The sequence below is a fragment of the Neisseria polysaccharea genome (genome assembly GCF_963392925.1).
Taxonomy (GTDB): Bacteria; Pseudomonadota; Gammaproteobacteria; order Burkholderiales; family Neisseriaceae; genus Neisseria; species Neisseria polysaccharea.
Genome location: NZ_CAUJNZ010000007.1, coordinates 81602 through 104836 on the forward strand (window position 1 = coordinate 81602; position 23235 = coordinate 104836).

Consider the following 23235-nt stretch of genomic DNA (forward strand, 5'->3'; position numbering starts at 1 on the left):
TAAAGGATCTTATTATGAATGAGGGTGAAGTTGTTTTAACACCAGAACAAATCCAAACCTTGCGTGGTTATGCTTCCCGTGGCGATACCTATGACGGTTGGCGTTATTTGGCTAATTTGGGTGACCGTTATGCGGATAATGCTGCTGCAATTGTCGGTAAGGATGCAAACTTAAATGGTTTGAATTTATGGATGAAAAAAGGTGTGGAAAACCTATGGGATGATACGGTCGGTAAAAAAATCCGTTTAATGTGTATTTCTGTTTTTTGGATTGTGGTTTTCAATTTGTAGCGAATTGGATTTGGAATATACGGCATTGCAAAAAGCGTTTAACTCTCCAATGCCGTCTGAAAACCGGTTTCAGACGGCATTTGCGTTCAGTGAGAAAGGTCGCGCCTGCCGCCCGAACGTCTCGCCGCAGCCTCTGCATAACGGCTCACCTCTTTTTCCAAGTCTTCCAAGTTCAAAGGAAAATCAGGCAGTCTGTCTCCCTGTTTCTCTTCGCGGATAATCCGCCCACCATCCAAATACCACGTCTGTTGCGCATGATAGGTCTGTATATCCGCCGTTACTCCATCCGCTTTCAATGCTACCGTCGAAGATTGTGCAATAAAAAGATTTCCGTTTTTCAAATAATATTCGAAACTCTGGCGTTTTTTCCCATTGTCGAAACTCCAATAGACTTTTTGCGGCAGACCGTCCGCATCATAGCCGACCACAAGACTGTTTGCCTTCATCCCCCGTGGCATCAATTCCCGCATATTCTGATAAAACACATAATCGCGCGAGTCCGACGCAATCCGGTTGCTCTCTTCGCGGAAGCCCCAAACCTTCTGCTCGTCATTCGCGACATCCCGGTATTTCGCCAAATATACCTGGGCCATCTGATAACACCCGAGGCAATGCTCATAAACATCTTCCCCGATTTTCCCGCGCCCCGACGCATCAAATACCGAACCGTCCGGTTGCCAAATAACCCGATATTCTCCTGTCGTTTCATAATTTTCCCCGTGAACCGTTCCGCCGTACACATTTACAGAAAACGGACGATCGTTCCGATACAGATATTCGGCATTAACAAACGCTTCCGGCGAGCGTTGCAAAAGCGAAACCGCAACCAAACCGCCCTCGCCGATATAGTAATCCAGCCAAACCTCTTCCCCATGTTCCTGCTCCGTTACGTGAAACCATTTCGCCTTTTCTTTCAAACGACTGAGCCGGATAGCGAGCGCGAGATAATCCTTCTCCGACTGCAACGGACCGTCATCCACAGTTTCGGCAAGACTTTCCTCCGTCCTCATCGATTCCTTCACGATGACGACCGCCCTGTCGGCATTTCGGAACAGGCGGGCAAGTTTCGCCACAAAAGCATTCGGATTTTCAGGTATTTCAGTTGCCGTATCGCTCAAAAACCAACGCGGATTAATCTCATAGGCAATACCCTTCCCCAGCCAAAAGGCAAATACAAGTGCAAAAAATGACAACAATACCGGTTTGAATTTTTTAAACATATTTATTTTCCGTTTAACAGGATATATCGATTATATCAGACGAGCTTTAATTGTTTGATTTTTAATCTAATCTACGGTTGCTGCCGTACTTTTTCGGAAACAAATTGGGTAAAACTAAAAATATCCTTAACGATTTATTTTTCATAGGTTGTCGCCCCCTCCAAATTGCGTGCCAACAACTTCGGCAAAATCAAGCCGGCAAGCCCCTGCATCCTGTACTAATCGGAGAAAATGCCGTCTGAAAGCCGAATACCGCTTCAGACGGCATTTTGATTGTTGGGTTTTTAATCAGAGCTTTGTTTGATAATTTGTTATTTTGAATAAAATACAGGTTCTGTCGAGCTGATAACCTCTATTACAGAATCGCTAAAAAAGAAAATATAAGCCTTATAATATTTCTTTTCAAAAAAATCAAAACTTTCTTCTTTCAACCAGTCCATATAACCGTCGTCTATTATCTCGAAAAAATAATTTATAGCAGGATTTCTATCCCAGTTATTTTCTTCTTTATTTTCAAACAAATATTCTGAAAATTTCACTTTGTAAGATTCATCTGTTATTTGAAAGTGAATTATATTGTCAATAAATATTTCAATATTTAATTCATGATTTCGGTCGGATGCCAAAATGTTCACATCTTGTTCGGTAACACAAATTTTGTCTACGTAAAATCTGCGATTATTGTTAGAAAATTGTAATGGTTTAATCTTCATCATCGTTTTCCATATCTAATTTTTGTTTTCTTATTGCCCTGCCGGATTTCTAAAGCAGGTCTGCCATCGGCTTTTATCTCCCCGGTTTTACCATTTTTGCCAACTTCGCGGCTTTGGCGGAGGCGGCGGCATTGGGGTTTTCCCGTATCCACTGGTCAACGGCTTCGCGTATGGAATTTTCTCTATCAGAGAGATAACTCAATTTCCCGATAGCTGTAAATTCATAATCCGCCGATATGAGGAAAGGTTGTCTGAAAACCAAATTGAGTTTCAGACAGTTTTTAGGTTTGGATGTCCAATCTAACTTATATTTGTCCATTTAATCAGTTGTTTGTATTAAATTGCCATTATTTATTTTCCAATTTACTTTATAACTATCTTCATAATAATCTAATTCAAAAAAACCTGATATTTCAATATCCAATTCCATTATTGTTTTAATACATTTTTCAAAATAAATAATGAAATAAGATTTTACGCATGCGCCAAAAAAAATATAGCTGCTCCAATTAAAACTATTTGTCGGGAAAACCCACCCGCTTTTATATATTTTTGCAGATTCTTTTTCTTCGATATTGAAGGGGCAATTATTCCAAAAATTATTAATGTTTTCTTGGATGATTTTTATATCATCGTCAGAGCATTCAATCCATCCTTTGATGGAAACATATGATGCCATGTTTAATCTCCTAAACCTGTTTTAACAATGCCGCCTTTTGATTCAATATATGACTTAACTTGTGAATGAACACCGTGCCTGTTCCGTGCAGCAAGCACAGGTTGGATTAAGATTCGACAATCTGTTTGGATTGACAGAAAGGTCGTCTGAAAAATCGATTACGGTTTCAGACGACCTTTTGTTGTTGAGTTTTCAACCCAACCTATGCCTGCCATTAATGTTATTCATCGTAGTAAGGTTCTGTCGAATAATTGTCTTTGCCCCCGGTAATGATAGTAACAATTTTCCCTTTTGCTTCCCAAGCTTGTACTCCTATTTCATCAAACTCATAGACATATGTCGGATAAGATTCATTTGATAAATAATATTTATCAACACCGTATGATTTAGGGTGATGGAAAAGCTGTTTAAAATCTTCAAAATTCAGACCTATTATATTAACGCCCATAAAATATAGCTCCTGATAACAAAATATCGAAATAATTTTGTTTTTTTTGACGGAAATGAGTAAATTTGAGTCGGGAGATTCATAATATTCTGTTCTAAACTCATCAGGAGGTTCATACATAAAAGTTTCCAGTATGTTTTTGTACTGTGTTATATCCGCACCAAAACGGAATATTCCTACAGAAGTAAAAGGTAAAAATTCGGGAGTTTTAACGACCGCGTCGACCATGCTCTTCTCCTTTTGTTTTTCGATTGGCATTTTTTGCAATATTTCTGATTGTTTTCTCAATCTTTAAGCGTTCATTTTTGTGCATTCCGGGAATAATTTTATTTTTTAATTCAGCAATTCTTGATTCCGCTGATATTTGACTTCGACCGCCGTCTCCATGTTTTTCATTCTTGGAGCTTCCTGTTCTTTTAGGCGGACAAGAATTATGAACCCAAACCCCTTCCGTCTCCGCCTGATTGCCCTTGACGAAGTAAGTATGCCAGTCGGCAACGGTCAGATTGTAGGCTTTGAGCGGTGTTGGTTTGACAATGATGTTGCGGACAGTTTGGGTTCTGCCGCTTTCGGATAACAGCCTGCTTCCCGCCTTTAAGTCTTCCGCCTTAATCCATTTGCCGTCCGAATAAAACGGGTGGATTCGGTTGGAAATCAGGGTTTGGCTGTTGCCGATGCCGTCTGAAACTTCAATGTAAACGGTTTCCCGATACGGATTGCCGTATCGGGTGGTAACGGGTTTGTATCCCGTTTTTCCACTGGTTTCATCTTTGGCAAAGACGTGCTTTCCAGTTTGGATATGTGCGATGGCTTTGTAGCCGTCTGCCGTTTTGACCAAGGTGCTGCCGTGAAAGGAGCAGGTGTAGGATTTTTGAAGAACTCAGTTCTTAATATCCTATTTCAAATGAAGGAAATGCCGTCTGAAAATTAAACACGGTTTCAGACGGCATTTTGATTGCCGGGTTTTGCTATTTTTTGTTGTAATAATCAAATCGCACGTTGACTATGTCTATCTCGGTAAAAATATAACGGAGCATTACTCTGAACCTTTCATAACGCTCATCAATTTTGACACTTTTAGGCAACCAAGGGGAAGATTTAATTGTAAAAAGTTTCCAATTTGGAACCATTAAAAACTCAATAATGGTACCGATTCCAATCACGATATCCCTTGGTATATCCATCGGATAAGGATATTTTCTCCTAACCTCGATTAAAGCATTCTCCAATTTCCAATATTCTTCATCATCCCACACCCCGTCATCATACCATTTGCCAATAAATGAATTTTCGTCATACTCTTCAAAACAAGGGATGTTTCTTCTAAAATCCTTGAACTCACACATAATAATTAATCTCCAATACGATTTAGGTTTTTATCAAATGTACCGTTTCTTGTTTCTTTTCTGTTCAGTTTTTTGGGTGAAGATGCCTCTTTCCAAACCCCTCCATTATGTGAATCTACATCGCGTGATATATAACTCTTTCCTTTTTTAAAAATAGCAGCATTATTTTTTGTTCTTTCTTTTATTTTTCTATATCCCAATTCCTTTGCTGCTGCATATGCTTCTGAATCATTCTGATATACGGGGGTAGATGGTGTTTTTCTTGACGAGCAATCATTATGAACCCAAACCCCTTCCGTTTCCGCCCGATTGCCCTTGACAAAGTAAGTATGCCAATCGGCAACGGTCAGATTGTAGGCTTTGAGCGGTTTTGGTTTGACAACGGTGTTGCGGACTGTTTGGGTTTTGCCGCTTTCGGAATACAGCCTGCTTCCCGCTTTTAAATCTTCCGCCTTAATCCATTTGCCGTCCGAATAAAACGGATGGATGCGGTTGGAAATCAGGGTTTGGCTGTTACCGATGCCGTCTGAAACTTTAATGTAAACGGTTTCTTGGTACGGATTGCCGTATCGGGCGGTAACGGGTTTGTATCCCGTTTTTCCGCTTGCCTCGTCCTTGGAAAGGACGCGGTCTCCGGCTTGAATATGGGCAATGGCTTTGTAGCCGTCTGCCGTTTTGACCAAGGTGCTGTCGTGGAAGGAGCAGGTGTAGGATTTTTGAAGAACTTAGTTCTCAATATCCTGTTTCAAATGAGGGGAAGGTCACCTGAAAATCAAAAACGGTTTCAGACAACCTTTTGATTGTGGGATTTTCAGCCCAACCTATGCTTATTCAACTAAACTGTCAATCAATTCTTTTATGTCATTACGGGTCAGTTCCATACCCGGTTCACCGATAAGTGCTAAATCATATATTATATTACGCGATTCTGGAGAATTATCTTTTGACCAAGCATACAGAAAATCAAAAGCAAGATTCGCAATTTTTTCATCCGAAGCGTTTTGATTGAACAATCTGAGCAGTTCAGAATATGCGTATTGTTGAGTTATTTTTTCCATGAATCTAATTCCTGTTTTGTTGGTGGATAATGCTGAGAGGTTACACTTTGTCCGTTAATTGATTTAGGATGAACCATAGTTACGTTCCCGCTATGGTCATAATTTTCTGTCCATTGTCGGGTACTACCTGTTTTAGGATTATATTCTGTAACAAAGCTATTACCCCTCGTTCTTCCCTCAGTTCTAGCAAATCGCTCAGCTTCATAATACCTGATTCTCCCATCAGGTAAAGTTTTCGTCCTAGACGCACTATTTTGAGCATCTTCCAAACCTGACAATTTCTTAGCTAATGCCGATTGGGCATTGGCAGAATGCGCATCCCCATATTGCTTGTATTTGGCTTGTGTGGCAACAGCAAAATCCTCGCTAACCTTTGCCTTCCCTAGTTTTGCCGCCCTCCCCGGTTTTGCCGCCCTCCCCAGTTTCGCCGCCTTCACCAATCCTTTGACTTTGGCAAACGGCAGGATGTTGGCCAGGGCTTCGACGGTTTCGGCGGCATTGGGGTTTTCCTGTATCCACCGGTCAACGGCTTCGCGCGTATTCTTTTCAAAGCCCGCCACGCTGCCAAAGCCGCCGATGACGGCGAATTTGCCCTCGGCGGGTAAGGGGGCGATGTTGCGCATTGCGGCTTTGTCTATGGCATAACCCGTTCCGTACAGTATGTCGCCTATGCCCAAGGCTTCGCCCGCGCTGATAAAAGGGTTGAGTGCTCCGGCGGCAATGCCGTTGATAAACTCCATGCTGTTGCCCCAGCGGTCGAGCTTGGCATTGTGCTCGAACATTTTTCTGTTGGCTTCATCGGCGCGGTCGGAGAAATTGCTGCCGAGATTGTTGTAGTTGTCGGACAGGCGTTGCCGGATGCTGCGGGTGTCGGTCGGATTGAGTTTGATGCTGCGGGCTGTGCCGTTGACGTGATAGGTGTATTCGTCGCGTGCGCCCGTAGGTTTGGGGTAATTGCCGCCCTTCGGGCCGTCGTAGGCATCGGCGGGATGATGTTCGTGTCCTTCCCAGTTGAGCCGGTATACGGTAAAGCCTTCGTCAACGTTGCCTTGTTCTTTGCTTGCGCTGTCGGCGGCGTGGTTGTCGAAGGGGGCGTGTTCTTCGTGTCCGTGTCCGGAAAAGCGGGTGTGGTAGCCGATTGTGCCGTTGATATTTGCCTGCTGGATGAGCAGATTGCCCATCTGGTGGGTATAGTCTTGGATGACGTTGATTTGACCGGTGCGGTCGGAGACGCTGCCGCGCGGGTCGCCGAAGAGGTGGTATTTGCCGCCGGGTTCGTAGTGCTGCCGTTGGGCGTTATCGGTAATGAACGGGTCTTGCGCCAAGTCCGCCGCGAGGGTGGGCTGCCCGAAGGCAGCCGCCGCTACGGCGCAGACGGCAAGGAGGTTTGTCAGTCTTCGCAGCGGTTTCACGGTTTATCCTCCTTTGCGGCGGCGGATGACTTCGTTGCCGACATCGGGGTTTTTGCCGTTGTTTTGTTTGAAGTCGGGACGGTTTTGGGCGGTCGTGTCGCCGTAGGGGGTGATGTCGGAGAAATCGACCATCAGGCGGTCTGAGGCTTTGACGGTTTTGCCGACGCTGTAAGGTCCCATCCAGAGGGCGTATTGTTCTTGGTATTGGGATTCGTAGGCGGCGGTTTTAGGGGCAATCAGCAGTTTCCGGCTGTCGCGGTCGACGGCGAAATATTCGAGCTTGGTTTGAGCTTTAAGGGTTTCGGCGTTGTAGAGGTGCAGTTCGGTACGGCTGCGGACGGTGCCGAATACGTCGACGGTTACGAATACGTCGGTGTCGGCGTATTCGGGCGGTACGACTTCGATGCCGCGCAGGTAGAAGACGGTTTGGATGAGGTTGGTCAGGAAGGAAACGTCGCGGGGATTGGCGAGCAGGGTTTCGTTGCGGTAGTCGCCCGTGCCGTTGACGGACAGTCCGGCGGAGCGTTCGCCTTTGCGTCCGCTGTTTCTAGTCAGGGCGGCGGCGGGGGCGTTTAAGACCGATGTGGAAGTGGTAACGCTGGAGAGCGCGTCGGATTTGGTGGTGGCGGTAGTGTCGTAGGTGGGGTAGCTGTATTGGGTGGCACTTTCGGGGTTGTTGTGGTAGCCGCCGCGTATCAGTGCGTCGATAGAGTAGCGTCCGCCGCTTATGTTGCCCGAACCTTGGTCGCCCATAACGGAGACGTAAAGGGCGGCTTTGCGTCCTTTCAGGGCGGACAAATCCATTTCTTTGACGGCGGCGCGGGACGATGCGGCGACGAGTTCTTGTTCGACGGCAAAGCGTTTGCCGCCGCCGTGGGCGGGAATGCCGGTCAGTGTGCCGCAGGCGGTGAGGACGAGGGGGATGAGGAGGAGCAGGATTTTCATGGCAGGGTTTGTTTTGTTTTGAACGGGTTTGAGTGTAAGGGGATTTTAAGATTTTGTAAACAAAAGGGGCGAAAATGCCGTCTGAACGGCGGAACGGGCTTTCAGACGGCATTTGCGCTCAATAATAATATCCCGCGCCCAAAATACACGGTTTGGATGCGCCGGTTGCTTTGTGCGGACTACCGGGAATGCGATTAATCCAACACGCCGCCAACCACGCAAATGCGGTCGCCTCCACCCATTGCGGATCGAGGTTCAGTTCGGCGGTGCTGTGCAGGGAAACGCGTGTGCCGAAACATTCTGCTAAATCCGCCATTAAAACAGGATTGCGGATGCCGCCGCCGCAAATATACATTTGACGGGCATTTGCCGCTGCGTGTGAGACGGCGTCGAAAACGGTTTGCGCGGTAAAACGGGAAAGCGTCCGCAATACGTCGTATCGGTTTTCTCCGCCGTCAAGGTAGGTTTCGAGCCAATTTAGGGCAAACAGTTCGCGCCCCGTGCTTTTGGGGTGGGGTCGTGCGAAATACGGGTGGGCGAGCAGCCTGTCGAGCAGTTGCGGCAATATGTTGCCTTGTGCCGCTTTTTCACCGTTTTTGTCGTAAGGCAGCTGCCAGTGCGCCTGCGTCCACGCGTCCATCAGCATATTGCCAGGCCCTGTGTCGAAGCCGAAGGCGGGTGCGTCGGGCGGGAGTACGCTGATGTTGGCAATCCCGCCGATGTTCAGCACCGCGCGTGTTTCTTTGTCGTCGCGGAACAGGGCTTCGTGAAAGGCGGGGACGAGCGGCGCGCCTTGTCCGCCGGCGGCAAGGTCGCGGCTGCGGAAGTCGCCGACGGTAAAAATCCGCGTCAGTTCCGCCAGCAGCGGCAAATCGGCAAGCTGTACGCTGTAACCGTGTTCCGGCGCGTGTCGGACGGTTTGCCCGTGGCAGCCGAGGGCGGTAATGTCGTACGGTGCGAGGTTTTGACTGCACAGCAGTTCGGCGACGGTTTGCGCGTACAGGCGGCTGAGTTCTTGCGACAACATCCTGCTGCGGTGCAGTTCGTCTGCGCCTGTGTCCTGCAAATCCAGCAATTTGCGGCGCAACCGGTCAGGGTAGGGGGTAAAGGCGTGCCCTTCCGCGCCCAGCCATTTGCCGCCGTCCATCCGTATCAGTACGGCATCCGCCCCGTCCATGCTTGTTCCCGACATGATGCCGATGTAAAGCTGTGTTTCCATCATCACTCCCGAACCGGTGTAAAACGCCATTTTAACGTGTATTGACGCTCGTATACCGATTTGCCGCCGCAGTGTAAATAAATGTTTCAAGACGGATTGCAAAAGGTTACAATATCCGCGAAAACCCTTTCTGTATCCACTAAGGAATCTTCCATGGCTCAAACTCAAATGAGTGCGAACTTGAAACTGATTAACGCCGTCTTTGCCGCCATGCTGGTAGGCATAGTCGGCTATTTTATCTATTGGGGTTTGGGTTACACCCACTACACGAACAGCGTGCTTTTCATCATTGCCACGATGTTCGGCGTATTTATGGCGTTTAATGTCGGCGGCAACGATATTGCCAACTCTTTCGGTACCAGCGTCGGTTCCGGCACGCTGACCATCCCGCAGGCCTTGCTGATTGCGGCGGTGTTTGAGGTCAGCGGCGCGGTCATCGCGGGCGGCGAGGTAACCGATACCATACGCAAAGGCATCGTCGATCTGAACGGTATGAATCTCGAGCCTATGCAGTTTGTGTTTATTATGATGTCCGCACTTTTGGCGGCGGCGTTGTGGCTGCTGTTCGCGTCCCGCAAAGGCCTGCCGGTTTCGACGACGCACGCGATTATCGGCGGCATCGTCGGCAGTGCGTTGTGTATGGCGTTTACGCATAATGCCGACGGGGTGGCGTTGATACGGTGGGGCAAGCTGGGCGAAATCGGAATGTCTTGGGTGTTGTCGCCCGTTTTGGGCGGCGCGGTTTCCTATTTCCTGTTTTCCCGCGTCAAGAAAAATGTCTTAGATTACAATGCTTGGGCGGAAGGCACGCTCAAAGGCATCAAGCAGGAAAAAAAGGCGTATAAAGAACAGCACCGCCTGTTTTTCGAGGGTTTGTCTGAGGCTGAAAAAGTCGAATACGCCACCAAAATGGCGCACGACGCGCAAATTTACGACGAGCCGGAATTCGATCCGCAAGAGCTGCAATCCGAGTATTATCGCGGGCTGTATGTGTTCGACAACCGCAAAGACAATGTCGATTCTTACAAGGCGTTGCACTCTTGGGTTCCCTTTATCGCTTCGTTCGGCGCGATGATGATTTCCGCTATGCTGATTTTCAAGGGCTTGAAAAACCTGCATCTGGGGATGAGCAACGTCAACAGCTTCCTGACCATCTTTATGATAGGCGCGGCGGTGTGGATGGGGACGTTTGTTTTTGCCAAAAGCCTCAAGCGTAAAGATTTGGGCAAATCGACCTTTCAGATGTTTTCATGGATGCAGGTCTTTACCGCCTGCGGCTTCGCATTCAGCCACGGGGCGAACGATATTGCCAACGCCATCGGCCCGTTTGCCGCGATTATGGATGTTTTGCGGACGAACAGCGTTGCCGCGCAAAGCGCCGTTCCTCCGATTGCGATGCTGACTTTCGGCATCGCGCTGATTGTCGGTTTGTGGTTTGTCGGTAAAGAGGTGATTAAAACCGTCGGTACGAGTTTGGCGGAAATGCATCCTGCTTCGGGATTTACTGCCGAACTGTCCGCCGCCTCCGTCGTGATGGGCGCGTCGCTGATGGGGCTGCCCGTGTCCAGTACGCACATCTTGGTCGGCGCGGTACTCGGCATCGGTTTGGTCAACCGCAATGCCAACTGGAAACTGATGAAGCCCATCGGTCTGGCGTGGGTTATTACCCTGCCCGCCGCCGCCGTATTGTCGGTTGCCGGTTATTTGGTTTTGCAGGCGGTATTCTGATTGTGAAATACTGATGCCGTCTGAACCCGTGTTCAGACGGCATTTTGTTGATGGAATGTGCGGGCTTGTGCCTTATGCACAATCTGTTCTGTCGGGATATGCCGTTTGGTATCTTGGTTTCGGAACGGTCGGATACAAAGGTGCGGAACGTTATGATATGCCGCCGCCTGTTCTTGAAAACACTTATCCTGCCGGCAGCAAAATGTCGTCTGAAAAAGCCTTTCAGACGACATTTGTACGTTAGCCGCAATCACACCGTTTGCGAATATTTCGCCTTGGTTTCCTTGTGGCGCAAGTGGTAGTCGAACACCATAGCGATGTTGCGGATGAGGAAGCGACCCTTCGGGGTAACGGTCAGCCCCTGCTTGTTCAGGCTGACGAGTCCCAAATCTGCAAGTTTTTCCAAATCGGCGAGTTCGTCTTTGAAGTAACGGTCGAACGGAGTGCCGGATATGTCTTCGTAAACGCGGTAGTCGAGCGCGAAACGGCACATCAAATCCTGAATAATATTGCGGCGCAGGATATCGTCCTGATTGAGCTGATAACCGCGCATAACGGGCAGTCTGCCTTCGTCGATAGCGGCATAGTAGGCATCGATGTCGCGTTCGTTTTGGGAGTAGGTATTGCCGATTTTACCGATGGACGACACGCCGATGGCAACCAGGTCGCAATCCGCATAGGTCGAATAACCTTGGAAATTGCGTTGCAGCAATCCTTTTTCGAGGGCGATGGAGAGTTCGTCGTCAGGTTTGGCGAAATGGTCCATGCCGATGAAGACGTAACCGCGTTCTGTCAGGGTTTGGACGCAGTATTGCAGCATATCGAGCTTCTCTTCGCTGTCGGGGACGGCGGCGGTATCGATGCGGCGTTGCGGTTTGAACACGTGCGGCAGGTGGGCGTAGTGATAAAGGGCGAGGCGGTCGGGGGCGAGCGACAAAACGGTATCGATGGTGGTTTTGATGCTTTCCGAAGTTTGGTGCGGCAGGCCGTAAATCAAATCGACGCTGACGGATTTGAACCCTGCCTCACGGGCGGCATCGATGACTTCTTTGGTTTCTTCGTAGCTTTGGATGCGGTTGACCGCCGCCTGCACTTTGGGGTCGAAATCCTGAATGCCGACACTCATACGGTTGAAACCGAGTCTGCCAAGCATGAGGACGGTATCCCGGCTGACTTTGCGCGGGTCAATTTCGATGGAGTATTCGCCGGTGGGGATCAACTCGAAATGTTTGCGGATCATGCGGAAAACACGTTCAATTTGGTCGTCGCTCAAGAAGGTTGGCGTACCGCCGCCGAAGTGGAGTTGGGCAAGCTGGTGTTTTCCGTTTAAATGCGGGGCAAGCAGCTCCATTTCTTTTTCAAGGTATTCGATATAGGCATCGGCGCGGCTCTTGTCTTTGGTAATGATTTTATTACAGCCGCAGTAGTAGCAGATGGTGTTGCAGAACGGAATGTGAATGTAAAGGGAAAGCGGTTTATTTAACGCACCCATACCGCGCAAATGTAAAGCTTTGATATATTCGCCTTCGCGGAAACCGTCGTGGAAACGGTCGGCGGTAGGGTAGGAGGTATAGCGCGGGCCGCTGGCGGGCAGGCTGGCAATCAGTGCGCGGTCAAACTCGGGGCGGTCATCGTTTACATTGTGATTGTTCTGTATCTGAATGATTTTCATGGTGTGTGTGGTTTTATGATGTTAGTCAAATTTTGGATAGTTTGGTAGAATGCCACAGTATGATAAACCTGTCTTGATATGTGTCAACAAGCACATAATCGGGATGGGGCAAAACACACGAAAAGGTACGGTATGGCTTCGCATAATACTACACATCAGATGAAAACCTTGTGTTCTTCCTGTTCTTTGCGGGAACTCTGCCTGCCTGTCGGATTGCTGCCTAACGAGTTCAGCCAACTCGATGCCGTCATCCGCCAAAGCCGCCGCCTGAAAAAAGGCGAATACCTGTTCCGTGCCGGCGAAGCCTTTACTTCGCTCTTTGCCATCCGTTCGGGCTTCTTCAAAACAACCGTCGCCAGTCAGGACGGCCGCGATCAGGTAACGGGTTTCTTTATGTCGGGCGAACTCATCGGCATGGACGGCATCTGTTCCCATGTACACAGTTGCGATGCGGTCGCCTTGGAAGACAGCGAAGTGTGCGAACTGCCGTTTACCCACATCGAAGAACTGGGGCAGAATATCCCCAGCCTGCGTACACACTTCTTCCGTATGATGAGTCGTGAAATCGTGCGCGACCAAGGTGTTATGCTGCTGTTGGGCAATATGCGCGCCGAAGAGCGGATTGCCGCCTTCCTGCTGAACCTTTCCCAACGCCTTTATTCCCGAGGTTTTGCTGCCAACGACTTCATCTTAAGAATGTCCCGCGAAGAAATCGGCAGTTATCTCGGGCTGAAACTTGAAACCGTCAGCCGCACATTATCCAAGTTCCATCAGGAAGGATTGATTTCCGTCGAACACAAACACATCAAGATCCTCAATCTGCAGGTGCTGAAGAAGATGGTATCCGGTTGTTCGCACGCCATTTGATTAACCCGTACGAACATTTCAGACGGCATTCTCAATAAACACAGGGCAGACGAAAACATCTGTCCTGTTTGTTGTATCTGCCGCAAAGTGCCGTCTGAAAACCGGCAGCCGCCTAAATCGAAAAATCCTCGCTGATGGGCGTGTACAGAATCCTATCCACCTTCTCGCGTGTCAGGTGCGGCGCAAACGCTTGGATAAAGTCGTAGGCATATCCGCGCAAATAAGTATCGCTGCGCAAAGCAATCCACGTCGGCGACGGCTCGAACAGGTGTGCCGCATCCACAAGCTGCAAATCGCCGTCCGTATCCGGGTTGTACGCCATTTTCGCCATCAGTCCCACGCCTAAACCCAAGCGCACATAAGTCTTCAATACGTCCGTATCCGCCGCCGTCAATGCGACATCCGGCCGTTCCAAACGGGCTTTGGCGAATGCTCGCGCGATGCTGCTGCCCGCATTGAATGCAAATTCATAAGTAATCAGCGGAAACCCCGCCAAATCTTCAATACGGAGGGGATTCCTGCATTCGAGCAGCGGATGGTCGTTCGGCACAATCACCGCGTGTGTCCAGTCGTAGCAGGAAAGTCTTCCCAATTCGGGGTGGTCGTCTATACGTTCCGTAACAATCGCCAAATCCGCCTCGCCTGAGGTAACCATACGTGCGATGGCGGCAGGGCTTCCCTGTTTGATGGTCAGATTGACTTTCGGGTAGCGTTTCACGAAATCGGCAACAATCAACGGTAGGGCATAACGCGCCTGAGTATGCGTCGTAGCAACCGTCAGCGAGCCGCTGTCGTGTCCGGTAAACTCGCTGCCGATATTTTTAATGTTCTGAACATCGCGCAAAATACGTTCTGCAATATCCAAAACCACCTTGCCCGGCTGCGAGACCGAAACCACGCGCTTGCCGCTGCGGATAAAAATCTGAATGCCGATTTCTTCTTCCAGCAATTTGATTTGTTTGGAGATGCCGGGTTGTGATGTGAATAAGGCTTCGGCCGCTTCGGAAACGTTCAGGTTGTGCCGGTAAACTTCTAAGGCGTATTTCAATTGTTGTAATTTCATGGCGGGTCGGTGTGGGTCTGTGTCGGGTGGCTGAACATTGTTTATAATTTATCATATTTTCTTGCCGTTACGGTATGGGGCTTTGCCGTTGTGTTTGTTGTTTTTGTGCAACGGCAATCGTGCGATATGGAAAAAATCCCCCTAAAGTAATGACACGGAATTGATTTTTCGGCATGATAGACTATCAGGAAACAGGCTGTTTTACGGTTGTTTTCAGGCGTTGAGTATTGACAGTCCGCCCCCTGCTTCTTTATAGTGGAGACTGAAATATCCGATTTGCCGCCATGTTTCTACAGCGGCCTGTATGTTGGCAATTCAGCAGTTGCTTCTGTATCTGCTGTACAAATTTAATGAGGGAATAAAATGACCAAACAGCTGAAATTAAGCGCATTATTCGTTGCATTGCTCGCTTCCGGCACTGCTATGGCGAGCGAAGCCCATATCCACGGTTATACCGTGAGCGGCCAATCACAAGAAGTCGTACGCAACAACTACGGCGAATGCTGGAAAAACACCTACTTCGACAAAGCAACCCAAGGTCGTGTAGAGTGTGGCGATGCAGTTGAACCGGCTCCTGTTGCTGTTGTAGAGCAGGCTCCGCAATATGTTGACGAAACCGTTTCTCTGTCTGCCAAAACCCTGTTCGGTTTCGACAAAGACGTACTGCGTGCCGAAGCCCAAGACAACCTGAAAGTATTGGCCCAACGCCTGGGTCAAACCAACGTACAATCCGTACGTGTTGAAGGTCATACCGACTTCATGGGTTCTGAAAAATACAACCAGACTCTGTCCGAGCGTCGCGCCAACGTAGTGGCAAACTACCTGGTCAGCAACGGTGTGCCTGCCTCTAAAACTTCTGCTGTCGGCTTGGGCGAATCTCAAGCGCAAATGACTCAAGTTTGTGAAGCTGAAGTTGCCAAACTGGGTGCAAAAGCCTCTAAAGCCAAGAAACGTGAGGCTCTGATTGCATGTATCGAACCTGACCGCCGTGTTGACGTGAAAATCCGCAGCATCGTAACCCGTCAGGTTGCTCCGGCTCATGTTCACACCCAACAATAAGCTTTAAAAGCATCTTGCCGATGGGTAGGGTTGGATTCCTCTTCTGTATAAGAGAATAGGTTTACGTATCAAACTCTAATCGGTTCTGATGAAACAAAACAAACCCCGCTTTTGCGGGGTTTGTTTTTAGGGTGCTTGCGGAAACGGTTATTGTGAGAATATGGGGTAGGGGTTATGCTTCATCAAAATTTTCCTGGTGCTTGAAACTCCGGTTTTGAAGGCGATAGAATTTGGATTTGTTTGTGAGGGAACAAACTCTCTCAAATCAGTGCTGTACGCGGTGCTGCGTTTTATGTGCGGTACTGTGTAAAATACAGCAGATTAATAAAAATCAACATGGCGGTGCGTTCGGATATTTTGCGACATGAAAGAATTTGACTTCATCAAACGGTATTTGCAAACAGGTGCGGATAAGGATGTCGTATTGGGCATAGGCGACGATGCGGCGATTGTCCGCCCGCGCGAAGGCTTTGATTTGTGTTTCAGTGCGGATATGCTGCTGAGGGACAGGCATTTTTTTGCAGATGTCAAACCTGAAGACTTGGCTTGGAAGGTTTTGGCCGTCAATATTTCAGATATGGCGGCGATGGGTGCGATACCGCGTTGGGTGCTGCTGAGCGCGGCGTTGCCCGAATTGGATGAAGTATGGCTGGAACGGTTTTGCGGCAGCTTTTTCGGTTTGGCAAAAAAGTTTGGCATCACCTTAATCGGCGGCGATACGACTAAGGGAGATATGGCGTTCAATGTAACCATTATCGGCGAATTGCCGAAGGGTAGGGCGTTGCGGCGTGATGCGGCGGTTGCGGGCGACGATATTTGGGTGTCGGGGCGTGTCGGTATGGCGGCGGCGGCTTTGAACTGCCGTCTGAAACGGTGTGTTTTGCCTGACGATGTATTTGCCGTGTGCGAACAGAAGTTGCTCCGTCCTGAACCAAGGGTTGAACTGGGACTTGCCTTATTGCCTGTCGCCCATGCGGCACAGGATGTTTCCGATGGGCTGGCTCAGGATATAGGGCATATTTTGACCGCTTCTGGTGTGGGTGCGGAAATTTTTGCGGATAAATTGCCGTCTTTATCCGTATTGAAAGATATTTTGCCACGTTCTCAATGGCTGTCTTATACTTTGGCCGGCGGCGACGATTACGAGCTGGTTTTTACCGCATCGGAAAGTTGCCGCAGCCGCGTGCTTGATGCGGCGGAACGATGCGGCGTGCCGGTAACTCGTATCGGTAAAATCAATGGGGAATGCCGTCTGAAGGTTTTAGATGCCGGCGGCAGGGAATTGGAACTACATTCTTTAGGATTCGATCATTTTGGCTGATTTTAAACCTGACTTTGCGTGGCTGTTGAAACGACCGTTGTGTTTTTTGGCTTTTGGTTTCGGCAGCGGGCTGGCTCCGTTCGCGCCGGGTACATTTGGCACTTTGGCGGCACTGCCTTTGGCATTTGTGCTGATTTTGCTCGGCATAGACGGGCTGCTGCTGGCTTTTTTGTGTATCGTGCTGTTTATGTGGGGCATACGCATTTGCGCTTATGCGGAACGTGAAACGGGTGTCAGCGACCACGGTGGGATTGTTTGGGACGAGATTGTCGCCATGCTGTTTGTGTTGGCGTTTGTGCCGTTCAAGTGGGCGTGGTGGCTGGCGGCGTTCGTCTTATTCCGTCTGTTTGACGCGCTCAAACCGCCTCCGGTCGGCTGGTTTGATAAAAATCTGCATGGTGGGCTGGGCATTATGGCGGACGATATGGCGGCTGCGGTGATGACCTTGATTGTCTTGAGGATTGCAATGCTGTTTTAAACGGTGCTGCCTTGTAAAAATGCCGTCTGAAAGCCTTTCAGACGGCATTGTTTCGGAGGTTAACGTGTTACCGGTTTATATTTAATCCGTTTCGGTTTCGCGCCTTCTTCGCCGAGTCGGCGTTTCTTGTCGGCTTCGTATTCCTGATAGTTGCCATCGAAGAACACCCATTTCGAATCGCCTTCGCAAGCCAAGATATGCGTGGCGATGCGGTCGAGGAACCAGCGGTCGTGCGAAATCACCATCACGCTGCCGGCAAATTCCAGCAATGCATCTTCCAGCGCGCGCAGGGTTTCCACGTCGAGGTCATTAGACGGTTCATCCAGCAGCAATACATTGCCGCCGCTCAACAAGGTTTTCGCCAAGTGCAAACGTCCGCGTTCGCCGCCTGACAATTGACCTGCGATTTTGCTTTGGTCGCTGCCTTTAAAGTTGAAACGACCCAAATATTGGCGGGCGGGAATTTCAAACTGACCAACCTGCAAAATGTCGCGGCCTTCGGCGATGTTGTCGAACACGGTTTTGTCGTTTTGCAAACCTTCGCGGCTTTGGTCAATCAAGCTCATTTTCACGGTTTGGCCGATTTTCACTTCGCCGGAATCAGGCTGCTCTTTGCCCGAAATCATTTTGAACAGCGTCGATTTACCCGCGCCGTTCGGGCCGATGATGCCGACAATCGCGCCAGCAGGCACTTTGAAGCTCAAATCGTCAATCAGCACTTTATCGCCGAACGATTTGGAAACATTCACAAATTCAATTACTTCGTTACCCAAACGCTCGGCAACGGGAATGAAGATTTCCTGCGTTTCATTGCGTTTTTGGTATTCATAGTTGCTCATTTCTTCAAAACGCGCCAAACGCGCTTTGGACTTGGCTTGGCGGCCTTTGGCATTTTGGCGCACCCATTCCAATTCCTGCTTCATCGCCTTCACGCGCGCGGCTTCGGATTTCGCCTCGTTTTCCAAACGTTTTTCTTTCTGCTCCAGCCAAGACGAGTAATTGCCTTTCCACGGAATACCATGGCCGCGGTCGAGTTCCAAAATCCATTCGGCGGCGTTGTCGAGGAAGTAGCGGTCGTGTGTTACCGCAACGACTGTACCGGGGAAGCGCACGAGAAATTGCTCCAGCCATTCGACCGATTCCGCGTCCAAGTGGTTGGTCGGCTCGTCCAGCAAAAGCATATCGGGTTTGCTCAACAAGAGTTTGCACAAAGCCACACGGCGTTTTTCACCGCCCGAAAGATTGCCGATTTTGGCATCCCATTCCGGCAGGCGCAGCGCATCGGCGGCGATTTCCAATTCGTGTTCCGCACCGCCGCCCGTGGACGAACCTGCTGCAATAATCGCTTCCAAACGGCCTTGTTCTTCAGCCAGCGCGTCAAAATCCGCATCAGGATTGGCGTACTCGGCATACACTTCCTCCAAACGTTTCTGCGCGGCAGCCACTTCGCCCAAACCGCTTTCCACTTCCTCGCGTACGGTTTTCTCAGGATCAAGTTCCGGCTCTTGCGGCAGGTAGCCGATTTTGATGCCGCCCATCGGCACGGCTTCGCCATCAAATTCCTTATCCACGCCCGCCATAATCCGCAGCACGGTGGACTTGCCCGCACCGTTCAAACCGAGCAGGCCGATTTTCGCGCCGGGGAAAAATGAAAGGGAAATATCTTTAATGATGGTTTTCTGCGGCGGCACAACCTTGCTTACGCGCAGCATAGAATAGACGTATTGTTGGGACATAGTTTTCTCGTTTCGGTCGGACAAATTTCAGACGGCACATTTTAACCGATAATTTGATTTAAGCCAGTTTATCCGCGAACCGGTATTGCCAAAATCGGGCAGGATTCATAAAATCCGCCTATCCCTTTGAAATTATACAAACAAAAAAAATAATAATAATGATAGGGGATCGCCGCACCGGCAACCATTTCGGATTTTCCAAAGCAAATACTTTTCAAATCAAAAAAGGATTTACCTTATGTCGGAATATACGCCTCAAACAGTAAAACAAGGTTTGCCCGCGCTGGCAAAAAGCACGATTTGGATGTTGAGCTTCGGCTATCTCGGCGTTCAGACGGCCTTTACCCTGCAAAGCTCGCAGATGAGCCGCATTTTTCAAACGCTAGGCGCAGACCCGCACAATTTGGGCTGGTTCTTTATCCTGCCGCCGCTGGCGGGGATGCTGGTGCAGCCGATAGTGGGCTACTACTCCGACCGCACTTGGAAGCCGCGCTTAGGCGGCCGCCGCCTGCCGTATCTGCTTTACGGTACACTGATTGCGGTTATCGTGATGATTTTGATGCCGAACTCGGGCAGCTTCGGTTTCGGCTATGCGTCGCTGGCGGCTTTGTCGTTCGGCGCGCTGATGATTGCGCTGTTGGATGTGTCGTCGAATATGGCGATGCAGCCGTTTAAGATGATGGTCGGCGATATGGTCAACGAGGAGCAGAAAAGCTACGCCTACGGGATTCAAAGTTTCTTAGCGAATACGGGCGCGGTCGTGGCGGCGATTCTGCCGTTTGTGTTCGCGTATATCGGTTTGGCGAACACCGCCGAGAAAGGCGTTGTGCCACAAACCGTGGTCGTAGCATTCTATGTGGGCGCGGCGTTGCTGATTATTACCGGCGCGTTCACAATCTTCAAAGTCAAAGAATACGATCCGGAAACCTACGCCCGCTACCACGGCATCGATGTCGCCGCGAATCAGGAAAAAGCCAACTGGTTCGAACTCTTGAAAACCGCGCCTAAGGCGTTTTGGACGGTTACTTTGGTGCAATTCTTCTGCTGGTTCGCTTTCCAATATATGTGGACTTACTCGGCAGGCGCGATTGCGGAAAACGTCTGGCACACCACCGATGCGTCTTCCGTAGGTTATCAGGAGGCGGGCAACTGGTACGGCGTTTTGGCGGCGGTGCAGTCGGTTGCGGCGGTGATTTGTTCGTTTGTATTGGCGAAAGTGCCGAATAAATACCATAAGGCGGGTTATTTCGGCTGTTTGGCTTTAGGCGCGCTCGGCTTTTTCTCCGTTTTCTTCATCGGCAACCAATACGCGCTGGTGTTGTCTTACACCTTAATCGGCATCGCTTGGGCGGGCATTATCACTTATCCGCTGACGATTGTGACCAACGCCTTGTCGGGCAAGCATATGGGCACTTACTTGGGCCTGTTTAACGGCTCTATCTGTATGCCGCAAATCGTCGCTTCGCTGTTGAGTTTCGTGCTTTTCCCGATGATGGGCGGTTTGCAGGCCAATATGTTCTTGGTAGGGGGCGTCGTCCTGCTGCTGGGCGCGTTTTCCGTGTTCCTGATTAAAGAAACGCACGGCGCATAATCTTTTTATTTGTCGGCAGAAAGGCCGTCTGAAACTTCTGCCGACGCTTTATCCGATTCAATAAGGCAAACCGTATTTCCAAACGGTTTGCCATAAAACCATCAAAACAGGAGCTTTACGATGTACACAAGAATTATGGAAATCAGCCCTTGGACGCTGCGTTCGGCAAAGCTGGAAAAAGAACACAAACGGCTGCAAGAGAGCCTGACCAGCTTGGGCAACGGCTATATGGGTATGCGCGGCAGCTTTGAGGAAACCTACTCCGCCGACAGCCACTTGGGTACCTACATCGCCGGTGTGTGGTTTCCCGACAAAACCCGCGTCGGCTGGTGGAAAAACGGCTATCCCAAATATTTCGGCAAAGCCATCAACGCACTCAATTTCAGCAAAGTCAAAATCTTTGTCGACGGGCAAGAGGTGGACTTGGCGAAAAACGATGTTGCCGGCTTCTCCGTCGAACTCGATATGCGGCACGGCGTGTTGCGCCGCTCGTTCACCGTATTCGGCGTGCGTTTCGATGTGTGCAAATTCCTGTCCGTCGCGCAAAAAGAGCTGGCGGTTATCCGCTGGGAAGCCGTATCCGTTGACGGTAAAACCCACCAAGTCCGTATCGATTCCATCATCGATGCCGACGTGAAAAACGAAGACTCCAACTACGAAGAAAAATTCTGGCAGGTATTGGACAAAGGCGTTTCAGACGGCCTCTCCTACATTGCCACCCAAACCGTCGCCAACCCTTTCGGCGTGGAACAATTCATCGTCAACGCCGAGCAAACTTTCGCCGGCAGCTTCAAAGCCCTCGGCGGCAGCCAAACCGACTGGCAGGTCTCCAATTCTTTCGAGGCCGAAGTCGGCAGCACCCCCGAAACCTTTGAAAAACGGGTTATTGTTACCACCAGCCGCGATTATCAAGGCTTGGAAGCAGTGAAAGCCGCAGGCCGCGCCTTGTCGGAAAAAGTCGCAGGCGTTGCATTTGAAAGCTTGCTGGAGGCGCACAAAGCAGGCTGGCTGCACCGTTGGGAAATCGCCGACGTGGTCATCGAAGGCAGCGACGAAGCACAGCAGGGCATCCGCTTCAACCTGTTCCAACTGTTCTCCACCTACTACGGCGAAGACGCGCGTCTGAACATCGGCCCGAAAGGCTTTACCGGCGAAAAATACGGCGGCGCGACCTATTGGGACACCGAAGCCTACGCAGTGCCGCTCTACCTCGCGCTGGCGGAACCCGAAGTTACCCGCAACCTGCTGCAATACCGCCGCAACCAACTGCCACAGGCGCAACACAACGCGCGCGAACAGGGCTTGGCGGGCGCACTCTATCCGATGGTAACGTTTACAGGCGTCGAGTGCCACAACGAATGGGAAATCACCTTCGAGGAAATCCACCGCAACGGCGCGATTCCTTATGCCATCTACAACTACACCAACTACACCGGCAATGAAAGCTATCTTGCCAAAGAAGGCTTGGAAGTCTTGGTCGAAGTGTCCCGCTTCTGGGCGGACCGCGTCCACTTCTCCAAACGCAACGGCAAATACATGATTCACGGCGTAACCGGTCCGAACGAATACGAAAACAACATCAACAACAACTGGTACACCAACACCCTCGCCGCATGGGTATTGGACTACACCCGCGAAGCCTTGGCGAAATACCCGCGTCCGGATTTGAACGTGCGTGCCGCCGAGTTGGAAAAATGGGCGGACATCAGCGCGAATATGTACCGTCCGTATGACGAAGAACTCGGCGTATTCGTACAACACGACGGCTTCCTCGACAAAGACATCTGCCCCGTGTCCGCGCTTTCGCCCGACGATTTGCCGCTCAACCAGAAATGGTCGTGGGACAAAATCCTGCGTTCGCCCTTCATCAAACAGGCGGACGTATTGCAAGGCATCTACTTCTTCGGCGACCGTTTCAATATCGACGAAAAACGCCGCAACTTCGACTTCTACGAACCGATGACCGTGCATGAAAGCTCGTTGTCGCCGTGTATCCACTCTATTCTCGCCGCCGAACTGGGCAAAGAAGAAAAAGCCGTGGAAATGTACCAGCGCACCGCCCGCCTAGACTTGGACAACTACAACAACGACACCGAAGACGGCCTGCACATCACCTCCATGACCGGCTCGTGGCTCGCCATCGTCCAAGGTTTCGCCCAAATGAAAACCTGGGGCGGCACACTCAGCTTCGCACCGTTCCTGCCGAGCGCATGGACAGGCTACGCCTTCCATATCAACTACCGAGGCCGTCTGATTAAAGTCGCAGTCGGCAAAGAAAACGTCGTCTTCACCCTGCTCAAAGGCGAGCCGCTCGATTTGCAGGTGTACGGCAAAGACATCACACTCAACGGCAGCCACACTGTCGCGTTGGAAAAATAAGGAGGGCGAAA

24 protein-coding genes and 1 pseudogene are annotated in these 23235 nt (G+C 50.0%); 9 read left to right on the top strand and 16 right to left on the bottom strand.

Annotation, left to right across the window (positions count from 1 at the left end; genetic code table 11):
• Positions 1-14: 14 nt before the first annotated feature.
• On the top strand, positions 15-290 hold the full coding sequence (locus tag RDY34_RS05975; RefSeq protein ID WP_308073261.1) for a hypothetical protein: 276 nt from the start codon (positions 15-17) through the stop codon (positions 288-290).
• Between the two features lie 86 nt (positions 291-376).
• On the opposite strand, the gene RDY34_RS05980 is transcribed toward RDY34_RS05975, so the two are convergent.
• The 13 genes and pseudogenes from RDY34_RS05980 to RDY34_RS06035 all read right to left on the bottom strand — a co-directional run bounded on the left by RDY34_RS05980 (position 377) and on the right by RDY34_RS06035 (position 9330).
• Entirely contained in the window at positions 377-1510 is a 1134-nt protein-coding gene (locus RDY34_RS05980; RefSeq protein ID WP_308073262.1) for a hypothetical protein, read from the bottom strand.
• Positions 1511-1821: 311 nt separating this feature from the next.
• Positions 1822-2223: a hypothetical protein gene (locus RDY34_RS05985; protein WP_308073308.1), complete on the bottom strand. Its 402-nt coding sequence runs from the start codon at positions 2221-2223 to the stop codon at positions 1822-1824.
• 73 nt (positions 2224-2296) lie between these two features.
• Positions 2297-2542, bottom strand: a complete 246-nt coding sequence (locus tag RDY34_RS05990; RefSeq protein WP_308073263.1) for a hypothetical protein — start codon at positions 2540-2542, stop codon at positions 2297-2299.
• Positions 2543-2902 (bottom strand): hypothetical protein, encoded by a 360-nt coding sequence (locus tag RDY34_RS05995; RefSeq protein ID WP_003693721.1) that lies wholly within the window; start codon positions 2900-2902, stop codon positions 2543-2545.
• A gap of 2 nt (positions 2903-2904) precedes the next feature.
• A pseudogene (locus RDY34_RS10650) lies at positions 2905-2982 on the bottom strand (restriction endonuclease fold toxin); the annotation flags it as partial.
• Between the two features lie 140 nt (positions 2983-3122).
• Positions 3123-3578, bottom strand: coding sequence for a hypothetical protein (locus RDY34_RS06000; RefSeq protein ID WP_308075176.1), 456 nt, complete (start codon positions 3576-3578; stop codon positions 3123-3125).
• On the bottom strand, positions 3559-4188 hold the full coding sequence (locus RDY34_RS06005; RefSeq protein ID WP_308073264.1) for an HINT domain-containing protein: 630 nt from the start codon (positions 4186-4188) through the stop codon (positions 3559-3561). Before RDY34_RS06005 ends, RDY34_RS06000 begins: the two co-directional genes overlap by 20 nt.
• Positions 4189-4318: 130 nt before the next feature.
• Positions 4319-4696, bottom strand: a complete 378-nt coding sequence (locus tag RDY34_RS06010; RefSeq protein WP_002224313.1) for an immunity 41 family protein — start codon at positions 4694-4696, stop codon at positions 4319-4321.
• 5 nt (positions 4697-4701) lie between these two features.
• On the bottom strand, positions 4702-5379 hold the full coding sequence (locus tag RDY34_RS06015) for a polymorphic toxin-type HINT domain-containing protein (protein ID WP_308074527.1): 678 nt from the start codon (positions 5377-5379) through the stop codon (positions 4702-4704).
• Between the two features lie 144 nt (positions 5380-5523).
• Positions 5524-5754: a hypothetical protein gene (locus RDY34_RS06020; protein ID WP_002259487.1), complete on the bottom strand. Its 231-nt coding sequence runs from the start codon at positions 5752-5754 to the stop codon at positions 5524-5526.
• A complete protein-coding gene (locus RDY34_RS06025) occupies positions 5742-7166 on the bottom strand; it encodes a MafB family polymorphic toxin (protein WP_308074526.1) in 1425 nt (474 codons plus the stop codon). The genes RDY34_RS06020 and RDY34_RS06025 overlap by 13 nt, the downstream gene beginning before the upstream one ends.
• A 3-nt stretch (positions 7167-7169) precedes the next feature.
• A complete protein-coding gene (gene mafA, locus RDY34_RS06030; protein ID WP_304670311.1) occupies positions 7170-8111 on the bottom strand; it encodes an adhesin MafA in 942 nt (313 codons plus the stop codon).
• 118 nt (positions 8112-8229) lie between these two features.
• Positions 8230-9330: an anhydro-N-acetylmuramic acid kinase gene (locus RDY34_RS06035; protein ID WP_308074609.1), complete on the bottom strand. Its 1101-nt coding sequence runs from the start codon at positions 9328-9330 to the stop codon at positions 8230-8232.
• A 153-nt stretch (positions 9331-9483) separates the two neighbouring features.
• Between RDY34_RS06035 and RDY34_RS06040 the strand changes: the two genes are divergently transcribed.
• The gene (locus tag RDY34_RS06040; protein ID WP_114935750.1) at positions 9484-11058 is read left to right on the top strand and encodes an inorganic phosphate transporter; all 1575 of its coding nucleotides are present in this window, start codon (positions 9484-9486) and stop codon (positions 11056-11058) included.
• Between the two features lie 13 nt (positions 11059-11071).
• Positions 11072-11302, top strand: a complete 231-nt coding sequence (locus RDY34_RS06045) for a hypothetical protein (RefSeq protein WP_308074525.1) — start codon at positions 11072-11074, stop codon at positions 11300-11302.
• A gap of 6 nt (positions 11303-11308) precedes the next feature.
• On the opposite strand, the gene hemN is transcribed toward RDY34_RS06045, so the two are convergent.
• Positions 11309-12730: an oxygen-independent coproporphyrinogen III oxidase gene (gene hemN, locus RDY34_RS06050; RefSeq protein ID WP_308074524.1), complete on the bottom strand. Its 1422-nt coding sequence runs from the start codon at positions 12728-12730 to the stop codon at positions 11309-11311.
• Between the two features lie 132 nt (positions 12731-12862).
• Between hemN and fnr the strand changes: the two genes are divergently transcribed.
• Positions 12863-13597, top strand: a complete 735-nt coding sequence (fnr, locus tag RDY34_RS06055) for a fumarate/nitrate reduction transcriptional regulator Fnr (RefSeq protein ID WP_025456583.1) — start codon at positions 12863-12865, stop codon at positions 13595-13597.
• Between the two features lie 112 nt (positions 13598-13709).
• On the opposite strand, the gene RDY34_RS06060 is transcribed toward fnr, so the two are convergent.
• Positions 13710-14660: a CysB family HTH-type transcriptional regulator gene (locus tag RDY34_RS06060; RefSeq protein ID WP_003749701.1), complete on the bottom strand. Its 951-nt coding sequence runs from the start codon at positions 14658-14660 to the stop codon at positions 13710-13712.
• Between the two features lie 363 nt (positions 14661-15023).
• On the opposite strand from RDY34_RS06060, the gene RDY34_RS06065 reads away from it, so the two are divergent.
• The 3 genes from RDY34_RS06065 (at position 15024) to RDY34_RS06075 (ending at position 17518) form a co-directional block, all read left to right on the top strand.
• Positions 15024-15719 (top strand): OmpA family protein, encoded by a 696-nt coding sequence (locus RDY34_RS06065; RefSeq protein ID WP_003749706.1) that lies wholly within the window; start codon positions 15024-15026, stop codon positions 15717-15719.
• A 364-nt stretch (positions 15720-16083) separates the two neighbouring features.
• Positions 16084-17040 carry a thiamine-phosphate kinase gene (thiL, locus tag RDY34_RS06070; RefSeq protein WP_003749707.1) on the top strand — a complete coding sequence of 319 codons (957 nt, stop codon included), beginning with the start codon at positions 16084-16086 and terminating at the stop codon, positions 17038-17040.
• Positions 17033-17518, top strand: a complete 486-nt coding sequence (locus RDY34_RS06075; RefSeq protein WP_003749709.1) for a phosphatidylglycerophosphatase A family protein — start codon at positions 17033-17035, stop codon at positions 17516-17518. Before thiL ends, RDY34_RS06075 begins: the two co-directional genes overlap by 8 nt.
• 59 nt (positions 17519-17577) lie before the next feature.
• On the opposite strand, the gene ettA is transcribed toward RDY34_RS06075, so the two are convergent.
• Positions 17578-19254 (bottom strand): energy-dependent translational throttle protein EttA, encoded by a 1677-nt coding sequence (ettA, locus tag RDY34_RS06080; protein WP_003749711.1) that lies wholly within the window; start codon positions 19252-19254, stop codon positions 17578-17580.
• Positions 19255-19492: 238 nt separating this feature from the next.
• Here ettA and RDY34_RS06085 point away from each other — a divergent pair, with 238 nt between their 5' ends.
• Both RDY34_RS06085 and RDY34_RS06090 read left to right on the top strand, forming a co-directional pair.
• Positions 19493-20845 (top strand): SLC45 family MFS transporter, encoded by a 1353-nt coding sequence (locus RDY34_RS06085; RefSeq protein ID WP_308073269.1) that lies wholly within the window; start codon positions 19493-19495, stop codon positions 20843-20845.
• 120 nt (positions 20846-20965) lie between these two features.
• Positions 20966-23224, top strand: a complete 2259-nt coding sequence (locus tag RDY34_RS06090; RefSeq protein ID WP_308074523.1) for a glycoside hydrolase family 65 protein — start codon at positions 20966-20968, stop codon at positions 23222-23224.
• Positions 23225-23235 lie beyond the last annotated feature (11 nt).